The following is a 16,725-nucleotide window of genomic DNA, read 5'->3' as shown; positions in this document are numbered from 1 at the left end:
CTGTATGCATCATTTGCGGAACAAACCGCATAAATATACAGCAAGGAGACGAATATATGCCAATTAAAGTTCCTAATAATTTGCCGGCAGTGGATACGCTGACCCGTGAGAATGTTTTCGTTATGACAGATGTAAGGGCTATGACTCAGGATATAAGGCCCCTGCAGATTTTAATATTGAATCTGATGCCGACTAAAATCGACACAGAGACACAGCTTACGAGACTTCTCGGGAACTCGCCGCTCCAGGTGGAGCTGGAACTTTTACAGACAAGCACTCATAAAGCGGCCAATACATCAGAAGAACATATGATAGCCTTCTACAAGACCTTTGACCAGGTCCGCAATAATTATTACGATGGCATGATAATAACCGGCGCGCCTGTGGAACTTATGGACTTCGAAGAAGTCGACTACTGGGATGAACTTTGTGAGATAATGGAGTGGAGCAAAAGCCACGTCCACAGCACTTTCCATATTTGCTGGGGTGCTCAGGCAGGCCTTTACTATCACTACGGCATAAGCAAACACATTCTTAAAGAAAAATTGTCAGGTGTATTCGAACACCATCTGGACTATAAGAACGGCATGCTTTTCAGAGGTTTTGACGATACTTTTTATGTGCCTCATTCGAGGAACACCACAGTTCTGAGGGAGGATATAGAGGCGGTGCCGGCTCTGAAAATAATCGCCAGCTCAGATGAGGCGGGAGTCTTCTGCGTTAAATCTGAAAGCGACAGGCAGATATTCGTCATGGGCCATTCGGAATATGACTGGGACACGCTGCTGAAGGAATATGAGAGGGATAAAGAAGAGGGCTTGGATCCTGCTGTGCCTTGTAATTATTTCCCTGATGACGATGATACCAGGGAACCGGTAGTTCGGTGGCGTTCCTGCGCCAATCTGCTGTATTCCAACTGGCTCAACTACTTCGTATATCAGTCAACACCTTATGATATCAGGATGATCCACGAGGAGGATCTGGCGCCTGTCATACAGGAAGCGGCAGATCTGAAGGTTGTCAAGTTCGGGGGATCATCCCTTGCTAATGCAGTCCAGTTCAAGAAGGCGGCTGCAATTGTTAAGAGTGAGGACACGAGGAGGTTCGTGGTGGTTTCAGCGCCGGGAAAGCGCAGGAACAACGATTCCAAGGTAACAGACATGCTTATTAAATGCACAGATCCCGATGAGGATAAGGAAGGCCTTCTAATAAAAATCGCCACCAGATTTCGCGAGATAATTCGAGGACTTGGAATAGATTTCGACCTTGACAATGAAATGAAGGAAATATACAGGAATTACGGAGAGGGAGCCGGTGACCCATATCTCATAAGCCGCGGAGAATACCTCTGCGCTAAGATAATGAGCGCTTGCCTGAATTACGATTTTGTTGACGCCGCCGGCATAGTATTTTTTGACGACAAAGGGGAATTCCTGGCTGATAAAACAGAGAAAGCTATTGCGTACGAGCTTGAAAACCATGAGAACGCCGTGATACCGGGGTTTTACGGCACAGACCCGGCAGGGAGAATATGCACTTTCCCAAGAGGTGGGTCTGATATTACCGGCGCCATTGTGGCAGAGGCGGCCTCGGCAGATCTCTATGAAAACTGGACAGATGTCAGCGGGATGCTCATGGCTGATCCGAAGATAGTACGCGATCCACTGGCCGTGCCTATAATTACATACAAAGAGCTCCGTGAACTTTCTGTCATGGGAGCCGAGGTCATGCAGGAGGATTCGGTATTCCCGGTGAGGAAGGTAGGAATTCCTATCAACATCAAGAACACAGACAAACCAGAAGATCCAGGTACGCTCATAGTGAAGAACGCTGATTATTATCAGACAGTACTGCAGATCTCAGGCATTTCCGGTCATGGCGGGTACACAAGCATAGTTGTGGAAAAGGATCGCCTTAACGAGAAGCCAGCCATAAGAACTGATATTATGAAAATATTTGCTGATAAAGGTATAGGAATAGTAAACATCCTATCGGGTGTTGACGCGCTTAATGTGATCGTACATGAAGCGGAAATCAAAGGCAGGATCCATGAGATCAGCGAGATAATCAAGACATCCACAGGCGCATCCAAGGTCACTGCTGATAACGGCCTGGCAATGGTAGCCGTAGTGGGCCGGGAAATGGCCACATCTCCGGCAATTGCTGTGAAGGTGCTGGGTGCCCTTGCCAGCAAAAGAATCAACGTCAAGCTTATCGACCATGGCTCAACGGGTATAAGTATGCTCCTTGGCATCAACGATAAGGATTATCTGGCAGCAGTCAGAGCTATATATACGGAGTTCACCAAGAAGTAGGAAGCGAGGCAGGATCGGGCCGATTTATGGATAAAGTTCAAGAAAAAAAACAGCATAATGTGCTCCGCATGGCTGTAGTGACATCGTTTATCACTACATTCATGGGTAGCGCCCTGAATCTGTCCATACCGAATCTTGAGGAGCAGTTTCAAGTCAGTGGCGCCATGGTCGGCTGGGTGGTCACGGCTTTCACCATAGCGGTGGCGGCCTTCAGCGTTCCTATGGGTAAGATAGCAGATGCAAAAGGCAGGCGGAAGGTGCTTATTATCGGGATCAGCACTTTTGCGGTCTTGTCTTTTTTATGTGCTTTTTCTACCACTATATGGATGCTGCTTGCTTTAAGAGTGTTGCAGGGCGTGGCAGCAGCTATGATTTTTTCGACTAACAACGCTATACTTATCAGCGTTTTCCCGGGATCTGAGAGGGGAAGAGTTCTGGGCCTGTCAACAGCAGCCGTATATGTGGGCCTGTCCGTAGGGCCTGTAGTCGGCGGGGTACTGAACACCAGACTTGGCTGGCAGTCGATTTTCTTCGTCACCTGCGGCGTAGCAATAGCCGCACTGGTGCTGGCAATCATAGGCGCACCTGAACGTCAGACTGAGGTCCTGTCAGTCGATTTCGATCTGGCCGGCAATATCCTGTACATAGTTATGATAATTGCTTTCCTCTATGGTCTGACGAATCTTTCTATCTCAAAGTATGGCTGGATGATCATGACGGGCGGACTTATTTTATGTGTGCTTTTTGTTATGGTAGAAAGAAAGGCTGCGGATCCTGTCATACGCGTGACTATGTTCTCACATGACGCAGTATTCACTCTGTCAAATCTATCGGCCCTGCTCAATTACGGGGCCACCTTTGCCATCAGTTATCTGGTAAGTATTTATCTGCAGATTGTAATGGGATATACTTCTCAAACTGCCGGCTTGATCCTGATAGTAATGCCGGCTGTACAGGCAGCCTTCTCACCGCTTATGGGAAAGCTCTCAGACAGAGTACCTCCATATAAACTGGCCAGTGCCGGCATGGCTCTCTGTGTAGTGGGTCTGGTGCTGTTCTCTATGCTGACTGTGAATATGCCAATCTGGTATATAGTTGTTACTATGATAATAGTAGGTTTCGGATTCGCGTTATTTTCATCGCCTAACACCAATGCGGTTATGAGCTGTGTCAGCAAAGAGGACTATAGTGTGGCCAACTCTATTCTGGCTACTATGCGAACAGTAGGTCATTCATCGAGCATGGCCATAGTCACTATAGTCGTAGGTCTTAACCTTGGCGATATGGGTCTGGCGGAAGCACCGCCGACAATGCTGGTGTCTACTATGCACAAGTGTTTCTACATATTCATAGTACTCTGCATCGCCGGAGTATTTATGTCATTGAAAAGGAAGACAAAGTAACAGAATAGGATTATTAACTTGATGAACACGGCATGGGGCAAGGTGCTGGGGGTTACGGATACTACGATTCCACAGGCGCAGTTGCGACTGCAAAGGAAATGAGCGACAAGAATAGACAAATGCCACGCACTGTTTGAGTTGAGCACATAAGGATGTGCTGCTCAACGAGTTTGCGTGGCATTCTATTTCTTGGCGAATGAGTTTATTGCAGTCGCTTGCAACGAGGACAAGTAGGAGCCGTAACCACCAGTGCCCGACACATGCCGTGTATATTTAATTAAATTAGCCCTGTTACTTTGTTTCGTTTCCGGGGAACTGCGGTACTCCGGAGAGGCTGTCTCTGATCTCGTCATCAGTTGGAATATAGTCACTCATAGTCTTATCATTGTACTGCTGATAAGCGACCATATCGAAGTAACCTGTGCCTGTGAGGCCGAAGACGATGGTCTTTTCTTCACCGTTCTCCTTGCATTTGAGAGCCTCGTCTATAGCGGCTTTGATAGCGTGACTGCTTTCCGGTGCAGGCAGTATTCCTTCACACCTTGCGAATTCTTCCGCTGCCTCGAATACTTCAGTCTGCTCGTAGGACCTGGCCTCGATAAGGCCCTCGTCATAGAGCTCTGATACTATTGAACTCATGCCGTGATATCTCAGACCTCCGGCATGGTTAGGCGATGGGATGAATCCGCTGCCGAGCGTGTACATTTTTGCCAGAGGACAGACTTTGCCTGTGTCACAGAAGTCATATACATACTGACCGCGAGTCAGGCTTGGGCATGACTTAGGCTCAACAGCTATGAAACGATAGTCGTTTTCCCCGCGTAGTTTCCTGCCCATAAACGGAGAAATAAGTCCGCCTAGATTGGAACCACCGCCGGCACAGCCTATGATAATGTCCGGATCGATATTGTATTTATCCATAGCGGCCATAGTTTCCTGACCGATTATGCTCTGGTGCAGCAGGACCTGAGACAAGACGCTGCCAAGCACATATCTGTACCCCTCAGTGGAAGTAGCAGTCTCAACGGCTTCTGAGATGGCGCATCCAAGGCTTCCGGTAGTTCCCGGATGTTCAGCCAGGATCTTTCTGCCTACTGTCGTTGTCTCTGATGGAGACGGTGTAACTGAAGCTCCGTAAGTCCTCATGACCTCTCTGCGGAAGGGTTTCTGCTCGTAAGAAACCTTTACCATATAGACCTTGCAGTCCAGATCCAGATAAGCGCAGGCCATGGAAAGGGCAGTGCCCCACTGGCCGGCTCCGGTCTCGGTAGTTACGCCTTTCAGACCCTGCTTCTTGGCGTAATATGCCTGAGCAATGGCAGAATTCAGCTTGTGGCTGCCGCTGGTATTGTTGCCCTCGAACTTATAGTAGATCTTGGCCGGCGTTCCCAGCTTCTCTTCCAAGCAGTAAGCTCTTACAAGAGGGGAAGGCCTGTACATTTTATAGAAATCCCGGATATCCTGCGGGATCGGAATAAGCTGATCCGTATTGTTCAGTTCCTGTTGCACGAGCTCATCACAGAATACTCCGCCCAGTTCCTCCGCCGTCATAGGCTCCAGAGTTCCCGGATTCAGCAGCGGGGCAGGCTTCTTCTTCATATCAGCCCTCACATTGTAGTAGTTCTTCGGCATTTCGTCCTCACTCAGATAAATTTTGTAAGGGATCTTAGGTTCAATAGTCATTTCGTTTTCTCCTTTCGAATTACGTATGTACAGAAGGCGTGCTACAAAAAAACACCCCTGTCTCAGCAATTTGCTGGGACAAGAGTGTGAATACTCTTGCGGTGCCACCCGGCTTGACGCTATATTGCGTCCGCTCTGCGCATACTATCATATGCTCAGTTTGTTAACGAAGTTGATTCTCCGTCTCACTTACTCGGTCAGCAGATATGCTGCCTTTCAGCTCGCCCTCAGGAGTCCATTCAGGCCGGTCTTTACATGCTGCCATCTCACCATCGGCAACTCTCTCAGATGCAAGCATCCGTCCTTACTCACTCTCCATCAAAGGTTTAAGTGGTATTTGATTAAGTCACATATTAGCACGGCCGTTGGGGTCTGTCAAGAGATAATTTGTAATTTATAACAAAAAATCTTGCATAAGCCTGTGCGAGCTGTTGAAATATAACAAAATTTATCTTGTCTGGCCGTGGCCGGTGATTTCGTATTTGTAGGTGACCAGCTGGTTTACGCCCATAGGTCCTCTGGCGTGGAGTTTCTGGGTGGATATGCCTATTTCGGCGCCCAGACCCATTTCTCCGCCGTCAGTGAATCTGGTCGATGCGTTCCAGTACACGGCGGCCGAATCTACGCCAGCCATGAATTTCTCTGCTGCAGACTGATCCTCAGTGATTATGCAGTCGCTGTGATGGGTGGAGTATCTTTCTATATGATCGATGGCTTCATCGATGGAATCTACGACTTTCACGCCCATGATCAGGTCCACATATTCCCGGCCCCAGTCCTCATCGGTTGCGGCTTTCATATGGCTGAATATAGTCTTGGAAGCCGGATCTCCATGAAGCTCTACATTGCCTGACTGAAGCTTTGCAGCTATGACAGGGAGTGCCTTGTCTGCAATTGCTCTGTGCACCAGAAGTTTCTCTGCTGCGTTGCATACGGAAGGCCGTGATGTTTTGGCATTGAAGACGATGTCGGCGGCCATGTCGATATCAGCGGCTTTGTCAACGTAAATGTGGCAGTTACCGGCGCCTGTTTCAATGACCGGGACCTTTGCGTTATCTACGACGCTGCGTATTAGCCCGGCGCCGCCTCTCGGAATTAGCACATCCAGATAGCCTGTCAGGTTCATCATTTCCGTGGCTGAGTCGCGGCTGGTGTCTGTAACAAGCTGGACGCAGTCCTCAGGCAGGCCGGCGCCTGTGAGCGCCTTTCGCATAACCTTAGTTATAGCTAAATTCGAACGGTAGGCTTCCTTACCGCCGCGAAGGATCACGACATTGCCGGCTCTTATGCAAAGAGCCGCGCAGTCGCTGGTTACGTTGGGCCTGGACTCAAAGATTATACCGATGACGCCCAAAGGTACGCTCACTTTCTTAATATGCAGACCGTTGGGACGGTCATATTCTTCCAGAACTTTGCCTACGGGGTCAGGCCACTTTGATACAGCCATGACGCCGGCCGACATGTCGCCTATGCGTTCCTTTGTTAGAAGCAGACGGTCCTGCATGGATTCTGACATGCCGTTAGCCTTAGCATCGGTCAGGTCTTCTGCGTTAGCTGACAAAATAGTGTCGGCGTGCTCTATGATAGCAGATGCAACGGCCTCCAGGGCTGTCGTCTTGGAATCCGCTGATATGGTGCGCAATGTTTTGGCTACAGCTCTGGCTCTTGCACCCATTTTTTCTAGTTCTGTCATCTTTTTCCTCCAGTCGCGAAGAGTGTTCCTACTTTTTCTCCGTCGAAGATCCTGTAAAGGTTATCAGGGTCGCTGCCGCCTATGACAAAGCAGGGAATCCCTGCGGACGTGGCTATTTCGGCGGCTTTGATCTTGGTGGACATACCGCCGGTTCCCAGTTTGGATCCGGCAGGTCCGGCCAGTTTCCTTATGGCAGGAGTGATCTCATCTACGAGAGAGATGAGTCTAGCGTCGGGGTTCTTCTGCGGATTGCTGTCATAGAGACCGTCGATATCAGTCAGTATTATGAGAAGATCGGCGTCCACCAGTCTGGCAACAGTCGCTGAAAGGGTATCATTGTCGCCGATATTCTTGCCTTCCAGTTCTGCAGTGGCCACTGTATCGTTCTCGTTTACGATAGGGATGATGCCCATGTCGATGAGCCTGGTGAAGGTGTTGGTTACATTAATCCGGGTCTTCGGTTCGTCCAGCACGTCGGCTGTGACCAGAACCTGGGCTACAGTCTGATTGTATTCCCCGAATAGTTTGTCATACATGAACATGAGCTCGCACTGACCAACGGCGGCCAGTGCCTGCTTCTTGCTGGTCTCGTCAGGCCGTTTGTTCAGGCCAAGTTTGCCCAGACCGACACCGATGGCGCCCGATGTGACAAGGGTCACCTGCTTGCCTCCGTTCTGCAGATCTGCTATGACACGACAAAGCATACTGAAATGCCTCAGGTCTAGCTTTCCGTTATTATGCAACAGTGTGCTGGTGCCGACCTTGATGACCACGCGCCTGCTGTCCTGTATTCTGTTTATAGTAGTTTTATCCATCTTTCTGTCCCTCGGCTAATTATTTGTAGGGAAGAAAGGTCTCAATGCATTAGCAACTGAAATTGCCGGCATAGTCTGAAGCAGTACTTTCCCTGGACCTTTAACTACAGTGTTGAATATACCCTCGCCACCGAGAAGCATATTCTTCACGCCGGGAACAGAGACGATCTCCATAGAACATGTAGCATCCATAGCTGCAAGGTATCCCGTATCAACGACTATGCTCTGACCAGCAGCCAGACTGTATTCGCATATATGGCCGTCAAGTTCGATAAAGGCAGTTCCGTTTCCGGACAGCTTCTGCATTATGAAACCTTCACCGCCAAAGAGTCCCGAGCCCAGTTTTTTCTGGAAGAATATCGATAATTCTACGCCGGATTCGCTGGCCAGGAAAGCTGATTTCTGGGTGATTATTTCCTTGCCTGGCTCGATCTCGAAAGCTCTTATCTCGCCGGGGAAAGAGGAAGCAAACGCTATCTGTCCATCAGCTCCCTGAGCGGTATACCTGTTCTGGAAGATACTGTCGCCTGAGAACATTCTGCCCAGAGCCTTGCCGAAACCGCCGTTAGTACTGGTTTCCATCTTCATATTAGGGCTCATCCAAGCCATAGCGCCACTTTCCGTCAATAACGTTTCATCCTTCTCTACATCGCAGATAACTACGGGAAGAGGTTCCCCTACAATATTATATTTCATAATCATTTCCTTTCTAATCAAACATAGCAATTTTTACTTTAATACTGTATAGGGCTATTATACCAAAAATCTGACAACTTTCAATTGTAAATGGATTTATTGGCATTCACATGTTATAATACCTTGGTACATAGCGGCTGAAGCCGCTGGGGAGGAAACACATGAAAGACAGAGTATTACTGGCCATAGACATGCAGAATGATTTCGTAACAGGCACCTTGGGAAACCGTGAGGCCGCCGGAATAATCCCTGCAATTGCCGATAAAGTCAGAAATCATGTAACCAACGGAATCCCGGTGTTCTTCACAAGAGACACCCACGATGAAAACTATATGGAAACCCAGGAAGGCAGACTTTTGCCCGTGGCCCATTGCAAGACGGGAACAGACGGATGGCAGATAGTGCCGGGCCTTGAAAACTTTGTTCAGGACCAGCAGGGCGGAAACGTTTTCAACAAGCCGACCTTCGGCTCCACCTATTTGCCGGCCTGGATACATGAGAAACTCGACGGCAGTCCCAAGACCATAGAACTCTGCGGCGTGTGCACGGACATATGCGTGATTTCCAACGCCATGATACTGAAGGCAGCATTTCCTGAGACAGAAATAGTTGTCTACAGAGACCTTTGCGCAGGAGTTACGCCAGGCAGCCATGAAAGGGCTTTGGAAGCCATGAAGGCGTGCCAGATAACAGTAAAGTAGAATTTTGGAGGAAAATAATGGACGAACTCTACGACAGGAATTTCGATGCGGTAAAAGTTAAGAATGAAATCATAGAATGGATAAGAGAATTCTTCGACAAGAACGGTAAGGGCTGCAAGGCAGTAGTCGCCATCAGCGGCGGCAAAGACAGCTCGGTTGTTGCTGCTCTTTGCGTTGAAGCCCTTGGCAGGGATAGAGTTTATGGCGTGCTTTTGCCAAACGGCGAGCAGGCGGACATAGACGCATCCAGGAAGCTCGTCGCTCACCTGGGCATCGACAATACCGTCATCAATATCAAGGAAGGATTTGACGGCATAATGGATGAACTCCGTGCTAAGCTGCCATGTGAGATACAGCAGCAGACTGTGACCAATCTGCCGGCAAGACTGAGGATGGCCACGACATATGCGGTAGCGCAGTCTATGAATGGCAGAGTAGCTAACACCTGCAATCTGTCAGAGGACTGGGTCGGATATGCTACCAGATACGGTGATGGAGCGGGGGACTTCTCACCTTTATCGCAACTGACAGTTCAAGAGGTCAGGGCCATTGGCGTAGAACTGGGTCTGCCTCACGATCTGGTATTCAAGGTTCCTATCGACGGACTGACGCCTATGACCGACGAGGAACATCTTGGCTTTACCTATGATGTGCTGGACAGATACATAAGGACAGGCATATGCGAAGACCCTGAAACCAAGGAAAAGATAGATGGAAAGCGCAGAGCCAACATCTTCAAACTCAGCATGATGCCGGCATATGATCATAAGGGCCCTATCAAGGCATAGGAACGGTGAAGAATTGTTAAGATTTCTTCAAATAAATAACATACTACCCCCAAAGTAGCATCATTGACGCCCCATTGTGGCAGGTTATATTTATCTGTACAAGGGGGCGTTCTATTATGGAGGCAGTTAAGCAAAACAATAAAAAACGAATAAGAAAACCTTATTCCGTACAGTGGAAGTTTATGACTGCTGTTGCGGTGGTGACTATATTGGGAACTACTGTATATGAATATAACACGGACAGCCACTCTTTTTATATAGATAATCTTTTCATATGGCCGGCCATTGCCGCAGTCTACAGCGGACTCGCATATCTGTTGCCTGAACTCCAGAGCAGACTTTCAAATGGGTTAGTGTGTCTGGGAATAATACTGGTAATGATCGGCTTCGTGTGCCGAGGAGTTTTAGGCACCTATACGGCGTCAGCACCGTATATCCTGTATATGCTCATGGGTGGGCTGACCATGTTTCTTGCAGGCATATTCATAGCTTTACTTACAGGCGCGTGGAAACTTCACTGTTAATTATCAGTTTCTTTTGACAAGTGGCGTGAATAATTATATAATAACCCTTACGAGGGAGGCAGTTTAATGAAATTATCTACACTTTTCAGTAACCAGCCGGACATAGAAATAACAGGACTGGCTATGGATTCCAGAAGAGTCAAGACGGGCAATGTGTTCTTCTGCATAGAGGGACTTGAGGCTGACGGTCATGACTTCGCAGGGAAGGCTGTAGAGGCCGGAGCTGTAGCAATAGTACATAGTAAAGACATTCCCGAACAAAAGGGAATTGTATATATCAAAAGTAACCATGTAGGTGACGAACTGAACAGGGCCTGTGACATTTTCAATGGCAGACCAAGCAGCAGTCTGACTGTCTTCGGAGTTACGGGTACCAATGGAAAATCAACGACTTCCAGCATCATAAGTGATATTTATTCTGCCAAGGAACCATGTGGATATATGGGCACAATAGCAGTGAGATATGGCAGCTACAGCCGTGTTCCTACGCTTACTACGCCTGATCAGATAGAGGTCCACGCGGATCTTGCGGAAATGGTTGACCACGGTATGAAGGCCGCGGCAATGGAAGTCAGTTCTCATGGACTGGCTATGGGCAGGGTAGATACAGTTGATTTCGACTGTGCTATATTTACGAACCTGACTTACGATCATCTTGATTATCATAAAACTATGGAGAATTATTTCGAAGCAAAGAAAATTCTCTTTAAGAACATAAAGAAAGATGGCGTCGCTGTGCTGAACGCTGACGACGAGGCCAGCATAGACGGTCTGAAGGCCTGCTGCAACTGCAGGTACGTGACCTACGGTACCGGAGTTCTGGGCAAGGCGGATTATCAGGCTGAGGATATCAGCCTTTCAACAAAGGGTACAACCTTTGTTCTCAATTGCAAGGGTGAGAGATACCCGGTGAGTACGAATCTTGTGGCTTTGTACAACATATATAACCTGCTGGCCGCCATAGGCGCCATGCATGAGTGCGGGATGCCGATAGAGCAGATGTTGCCTTTGATAGAAGACATACCTCAGGTAGACGGCAGAATGGAGATCATCGATGAAGGTCAGGACTTCAATGTCATCGTTGATTATGCCCATACGCCTGACGGTTTCGATAAGGTATTTGAATATGCCGATGAGATAACTAAGAATGGCGGCGGAATAATCGCGGTCTTTGGAAGCGCCGGCAAGAGAGATAAAGTCAAGAGGAAAATACTTGGTCAGATCGCAGGCAGGCATTGCAGGACAGTGGTCGTGACTGAAGAGGATCCGAGAAATGAAAAGGCTGAGGACATAGGCGCTGAGATCATGTCCGGCGTTAAAGAAAGCGGTTGTAAGGGTATTTTCGTTCCTGATAGAATAGAGGCCATAGATAAGGCCATGAGCCTTGCAAGAAAGGGTGACCTGGTGCTCATACTGGGCAAAGGTGACGAATCGTACATGTATTATGAAGATGGACGTGCGCCGTTTATTGGTGATAATGAGGCGGCGAAGCGTGCAATTAAAAAGTTAGTCTGATTTGAGAAGATATGAGAAAGGAAGTTAATTATGGAGGAGGCCAAACTAGTAATAAAGACTCTGGGCGGTTTTAGTGTCAGCTATAAGGATAAGTCCATAGGGACAAGCAAATCCAAGGGTAATGCGAAGAAAATGTGGATGCTTTTCGAGTATCTTCTGCTTAACTATGACAGGACTGTCAGTCAGGAAGAACTGATAGACGTGCTCTGGCACGATACAGAGGTAGCAAACCCGCTGAACTCATTGAAAGTGCTGATTTTTAAACTGCGTAAGGAAATCGATACGCTGGATTTTATACCGGGAAAAGAAGTAATACTCAATTCACACGGCACATATTCATTCAATGATACCATTCCTTTCGAAGTGGATATCATGGTTTTCGAAAAGCTGGTAAAAGAAGCTGATGCCGAAGGTATTTCCGATGATGATAAACTTGAGCTGCTGGAAAAAGCTCTGGATTGTTTCAAAGGAAACGTACTCAGCATGACACCTAACAGTACATGGTCAGTGGCTCTGCAGACGCAGTATTCCAACATGTACAGAGATGTTGTGGATAAGGCGCAGACTATACTTACAGATAAAGGCGAATATCAGAGAATAGTGGAGATATGTAATGATGCGTTATTGCGCCAGCCTTACGAGGAGTCATACTATTATTATCTGATCATTGCCTATGCAGCTATGGAGGAATATGATTCTGCCTCCAAGATGTATGAGAAGGTCAAGGATATGATGCAGAACGAGTACGGCGCTACACCAGGCGTTGAATTCGAATCGGCATATAAGGAGCTGATGAAGGACAGACCTAACCGTAATGAAACTCCGGAGGCCCTTACGGCAACTTTGGAAGAGAAGATAGATTATGTATCGAGTTTCATGGTGGAGTACGGCGAATTCAAGCAGATTTACAGGCTTACAGCCAGACAGCTTGGTCGTCAGTATGATAATGCCAGAATAGATCTGTACTCTCTGGGAATCAAGAAGGGCGTCAGAGTTACCAAGAAAGACAAGCAGGAGAATATGAGAACATTGCAGAATGCCATCTCATTCATGCTGCGTCAGGCGGATATCTTTACCAGAAGCGGCCCGACACAGTACGCTGTATTGTTTACGGATGTTACAGAAGAAAATTCTCAGATGATAGCCAGAAGGATAGAAGATTACTTCGAGAGCCATAAATCCAATGATTGTTTCGGCGTTATGTATACTACGGCTCCTGTTGAATCTGCCCATGTGAAGAAAATGGTAGCAAGAGGAAAGAAATAGTACTACAAGTTGTAGGAAGTGTCTGAAATACTACTGTATTGAGGGACTATGTAACCGTGTAGTAACCATATTATAATACAATGAACCTGATCGATAAATCAATTTCATACACAACACACACAACACACACAACACACTTTTTTTTGCAGGTTGATTTGTTAGTTAAACTGTAGAAGTAACTAAAACGGAGCCTTGACCAAGGCTCCGTTTTAGTTTTTGGATTCATAAATCGTTATTTTACTGCGGCTTCCAAAGCCAGTTTCATCATATCTGTGAAATCCTTCTGACGCTGTTCAACAGTGGCTTTCTCCCCTGTGACGAAGTGATCGCTGATGGTCATAATGGCCAGGGCGTTCTTTCCGGCATAAGCGGCGTTCATATATAGTGCTGCCGCTTCCATTTCAACTGCCAAAACATCCATAGAAGCCCACTGCTTCCACCAGTCATCGCCGATTTCATAGAAAACATCACAGGAAACCACATTGCCTGCAGTGAAATCTATGGAGTTCTCTTGCCCTGCCTGCTGCAATTTCCTGAGAAGTTCATAACTGCAGGAAGGTGAGTACTGTCCAGGTACTCGGAAGGCGTGCTGGTAGTTGGAGTCTGTTGATGCGGCCAAACTGACGACTATGTCGCCGACCTTGATCTTATCGTTAAAAGAGCCGGCTGTGCCAACGCGGATTATGTTTTCAACATCGAAATTATTGTACAATTCCCATGAATATATGCCCATTGACGGCATACCCATTCCGCTCCCCTGAACAGATACGGGAACTCCCTTATAGGTGCCGGTATACCCGTACATATTGCGGATCTCCGAGTATCTTACAGGAGAATCCAGATAGTTCTCTGCAATAAACTGAGCCCTGAGCGGATCGCCGGGCATAAGTACAGACTTGGCTACAGGAGCCTTGTCGTCTATAGCGATATGTAGTGACATTTCATCATCCCTTTCCGATTTAATATATACATTCTAACATAATTTCTGCAAAATAAAAACGATGGGAGACACTTTCCATCGTTTTTTTGCTCAATGCATATGCGCTTAGCTTGCGCACAGGTGGGGACGGGTGAGACTTATTTTACAGCCTGTGCTGCGTTGAATCTCTTAGTTACCTGTGATACTTTTCTGCTAGCCTGCTGTTTGGAAATTACATGCTTGGATGCAGCCTGTTTCAGCTTCTTCTCAGCAAGATCTCTCTTCTCAGCTGCTGTTTCCATATCGCCTGAAGTTACTGCTGCGTCAAAGTCCTTAAGGATAGTCTTAAGATTTTCCTTAACTCTCTTGTTCAGTGTAGTCTTCTTGTCGATAACCTTGATTCTTTTCTTTGCGGATTTAATGTTTGCCATTATTTTCACCCCACTTTATTTTATTTTTAGCAATTTAAAAGCTAAATTCGCAACTGTAAGTATACAATAGAGTGGTTGAAATTGCAAGTATTAAATTAAAATATTGAAACAAAGCCACGTTTAGTATAGAATAACTGTAGAAAACGTAAAGGCAGGATGAAAATGAAACAAAAATATATCAGGAATTTCAGCATTATAGCGCATATAGATCACGGCAAGTCGACACTGGCGGATCGTATAATAGAAAACACCGGCCTAGTGGCCCACAGGGACATGAAGGAGCAGTATCTGGATAACATGGATCTGGAGCGGGAGCGAGGCATAACCATCAAGCTTCAGACTACCAGACTGGTTTATAAGGCCAAGGATGGCAATGAGTACATCTTCAACCTTATTGACACACCGGGCCATGTGGACTTCAATTACGAGGTATCCAGAAGCCTGGCCGCCTGCGAGGGGGCTGTTCTTGTTGTGGACTGCACTCAGGGAGTAGAAGCTCAGACTATGGGCAATGTATATCTGGCAATGGATGAAGATCTGGAGATATTGCCATGTCTCAATAAAATAGACTTGGCCAGTGCCCGCCCCGATGAGACCAAGAAGGAAATCGAGGACATGATCGGCATAGACGCCGAGGATGCACCGCTGGTTTCAGCCAAGGAGGGCATCGGTATAGACGGGCTTCTGGAGAAAATCGTACAGGTGATACCGCCTCCAAGTGGTGACGAGAATGGAAAACTCAAGGCATTGATCTTTGATTCAATATATGACAATTACAAAGGCGTGGTGATTTATGTCCGTGTCTTCGGCGGCAGTGTCAAGGTTGGCGATATGATCAGGCTTATGGCAACAAAGAAAGTCTATGAGGTAACGGAGGTCGGCGTAATGGCGCCTGGCCATGTACCAAGCAAGTATCTGAGTGCCGGCGACGTAGGTTATATCTGCGCCAGCATCAAGGAAGTCAAGGATGCAAGGGTCGGCGATACGGTTACCCTTGATGATGATCCTACGGATCAGGCTATGCCGGGATACAAAAAGATACAGTCTATGGTCTACTGCGGTATATACCCTGCAGAGGGAGAAAAGTACGAACCTGTGAAAGACGCCTTGGAAAAATTACAGGTCAACGACGCGGCGTTTCTTTTTGAGCCTGAAACGTCAACAGCCCTTGGCTTTGGATTCAGGTGCGGATTCCTGGGACTTTTGCACATGGAAATCATAGTTGAAAGACTTGAGAGAGAGTTCAACCTGTCCGTTGTGACCACATCACCAAGTGTAGTATATAAGGTAGTATTAAACGACGGGACAATCAAGATGATACAGAACCCGACCAATCTGCCGGATCCGGCGGAGATCGACCACATAGAGGAACCTATAGTAAAGGCGGACATTATGATACCTAAGGATTATGTAGGCACCATCATGGAGCTTTGCCAGAAACGCAGAGGAAAGATGCTCAGCATGGACTATATTACCACAGAGCGCGTGGACCTGCACTATGAGATGCCGCTGAATGAGGTAATATATGATTTCTTCGATGCGTTGAAATCCAAGACCAAGGGTTACGGATCTCTGGACTACGAGTTCATACGCTATGAAAATTCGAATCTGGTGAAACTGGATGTTCTGCTGAATAAGGAACTGGTCGATGCCTTCTCCATGATAGTTCATGAGTCGGAGGCATACAACAGAGGACGTTTCGTCTGCGAGAAACTGAAGGAAATAATCCCTATGCATCAGTTCGAGGTGCCTGTTCAAGCGGCTGTCGGGCAGAAGGTAATAGCCAGAGAAACTGTCAAGGCCTACCGCAAGGACGTAATTGCCAAGTGCTACGGCGGCGATATTTCCCGTAAGAAAAAGCTGCTGGAAAAGCAGAAGGAAGGTAAGAAGCGCATGCGCCAGTTCGGAAAAGTCGAAGTGCCGCAGGAAGCCTTTACGGCCGTGCTGAAATACGACGACAATAAATAAGGAGCGAT

At 47.3% G+C, this 16,725-nt stretch carries 15 protein-coding genes; 8 read left to right on the top strand and 7 right to left on the bottom strand.

Features of this window, described 5'->3' with window-relative positions; all coding sequences use genetic code 11:
- The first annotated feature begins 56 nt into the window (after window positions 1-56).
- Together metA and EV211_RS01965 are read left to right on the top strand one after the other, a co-directional pair.
- On the top strand, window positions 57-2,315 hold the full coding sequence (metA, locus tag EV211_RS11190) for a homoserine O-acetyltransferase MetA (RefSeq protein ID WP_133527755.1): 2,259 nt from the start codon (window positions 57-59) through the stop codon (window positions 2,313-2,315).
- A gap of 26 nt (window positions 2,316-2,341) precedes the next feature.
- Window positions 2,342-3,718 carry an MFS transporter gene (locus EV211_RS01965; protein WP_133527754.1) on the top strand — a complete coding sequence of 459 codons (1,377 nt, stop codon included), beginning with the start codon at window positions 2,342-2,344 and terminating at the stop codon, window positions 3,716-3,718.
- Window positions 3,719-4,009: 291 nt separating this feature from the next.
- On the opposite strand, the gene EV211_RS01960 is transcribed toward EV211_RS01965, so the two are convergent.
- From EV211_RS01960 to EV211_RS01945, 5 genes are all read right to left on the bottom strand, one after another.
- Window positions 4,010-5,401 (bottom strand): TrpB-like pyridoxal phosphate-dependent enzyme, encoded by a 1,392-nt coding sequence (locus EV211_RS01960; RefSeq protein ID WP_133527753.1) that lies wholly within the window; start codon window positions 5,399-5,401, stop codon window positions 4,010-4,012.
- Between the two features lie 163 nt (window positions 5,402-5,564).
- Window positions 5,565-5,699, bottom strand: a complete 135-nt coding sequence (locus EV211_RS10965) for a hypothetical protein (protein WP_279222017.1) — start codon at window positions 5,697-5,699, stop codon at window positions 5,565-5,567.
- 150 nt (window positions 5,700-5,849) lie between these two features.
- A complete protein-coding gene (locus tag EV211_RS01955; protein WP_133527752.1) occupies window positions 5,850-7,094 on the bottom strand; it encodes a glutamate-5-semialdehyde dehydrogenase in 1,245 nt (414 codons plus the stop codon).
- Window positions 7,091-7,909 carry a glutamate 5-kinase gene (gene proB / locus EV211_RS01950; RefSeq protein ID WP_133527751.1) on the bottom strand — a complete coding sequence of 273 codons (819 nt, stop codon included), beginning with the start codon at window positions 7,907-7,909 and terminating at the stop codon, window positions 7,091-7,093. The genes EV211_RS01955 and proB overlap by 4 nt, the downstream gene beginning before the upstream one ends.
- A gap of 15 nt (window positions 7,910-7,924) precedes the next feature.
- Window positions 7,925-8,605, bottom strand: a complete 681-nt coding sequence (locus EV211_RS01945) for a TIGR00266 family protein (RefSeq protein WP_133527750.1) — start codon at window positions 8,603-8,605, stop codon at window positions 7,925-7,927.
- 161 nt (window positions 8,606-8,766) lie between these two features.
- On the opposite strand from EV211_RS01945, the gene EV211_RS01940 reads away from it, so the two are divergent.
- The 5 genes from EV211_RS01940 to EV211_RS01920 all read left to right on the top strand — a co-directional run bounded on the left by EV211_RS01940 (window position 8,767) and on the right by EV211_RS01920 (window position 13,399).
- On the top strand, window positions 8,767-9,306 hold the full coding sequence (locus EV211_RS01940) for a cysteine hydrolase family protein (RefSeq protein ID WP_133527749.1): 540 nt from the start codon (window positions 8,767-8,769) through the stop codon (window positions 9,304-9,306).
- A 17-nt stretch (window positions 9,307-9,323) separates the two neighbouring features.
- On the top strand, window positions 9,324-10,094 hold the full coding sequence (gene nadE / locus EV211_RS01935; RefSeq protein WP_133527748.1) for an NAD(+) synthase: 771 nt from the start codon (window positions 9,324-9,326) through the stop codon (window positions 10,092-10,094).
- Window positions 10,095-10,210: 116 nt separating this feature from the next.
- Window positions 10,211-10,618 (top strand): hypothetical protein, encoded by a 408-nt coding sequence (locus tag EV211_RS01930; RefSeq protein WP_133527747.1) that lies wholly within the window; start codon window positions 10,211-10,213, stop codon window positions 10,616-10,618.
- Between the two features lie 66 nt (window positions 10,619-10,684).
- Window positions 10,685-12,133 carry a UDP-N-acetylmuramoyl-L-alanyl-D-glutamate--2,6-diaminopimelate ligase gene (locus tag EV211_RS01925; RefSeq protein WP_133527746.1) on the top strand — a complete coding sequence of 483 codons (1,449 nt, stop codon included), beginning with the start codon at window positions 10,685-10,687 and terminating at the stop codon, window positions 12,131-12,133.
- Window positions 12,134-12,163: 30 nt separating this feature from the next.
- Window positions 12,164-13,399 carry an AfsR/SARP family transcriptional regulator gene (locus tag EV211_RS01920; protein WP_133527745.1) on the top strand — a complete coding sequence of 412 codons (1,236 nt, stop codon included), beginning with the start codon at window positions 12,164-12,166 and terminating at the stop codon, window positions 13,397-13,399.
- Window positions 13,400-13,631: 232 nt separating this feature from the next.
- On the opposite strand, the gene deoD is transcribed toward EV211_RS01920, so the two are convergent.
- Window positions 13,632-14,339, bottom strand: a complete 708-nt coding sequence (deoD, locus tag EV211_RS01915) for a purine-nucleoside phosphorylase (RefSeq protein WP_133527744.1) — start codon at window positions 14,337-14,339, stop codon at window positions 13,632-13,634.
- 137 nt (window positions 14,340-14,476) lie between these two features.
- Window positions 14,477-14,749: a 30S ribosomal protein S20 gene (gene rpsT, locus EV211_RS01910; protein WP_133527743.1), complete on the bottom strand. Its 273-nt coding sequence runs from the start codon at window positions 14,747-14,749 to the stop codon at window positions 14,477-14,479.
- A 156-nt stretch (window positions 14,750-14,905) separates the two neighbouring features.
- On the opposite strand from rpsT, the gene lepA reads away from it, so the two are divergent.
- Window positions 14,906-16,717, top strand: a complete 1,812-nt coding sequence (gene lepA / locus EV211_RS01905; RefSeq protein ID WP_133527742.1) for a translation elongation factor 4 — start codon at window positions 14,906-14,908, stop codon at window positions 16,715-16,717.
- The last annotated feature ends 8 nt before the right edge of the window (window positions 16,718-16,725 follow it).

Origin of the sequence: Aminicella lysinilytica, assembly GCF_004362975.1 — a bacterium.
GTDB classification, from domain to species: Bacteria; Bacillota; Clostridia; order Peptostreptococcales; family Anaerovoracaceae; genus Aminicella; species Aminicella lysinilytica.
The sequence above is the reverse complement of the archived record's forward strand: the minus strand, read 5'-3'. Positions and strand labels throughout refer to the sequence as shown.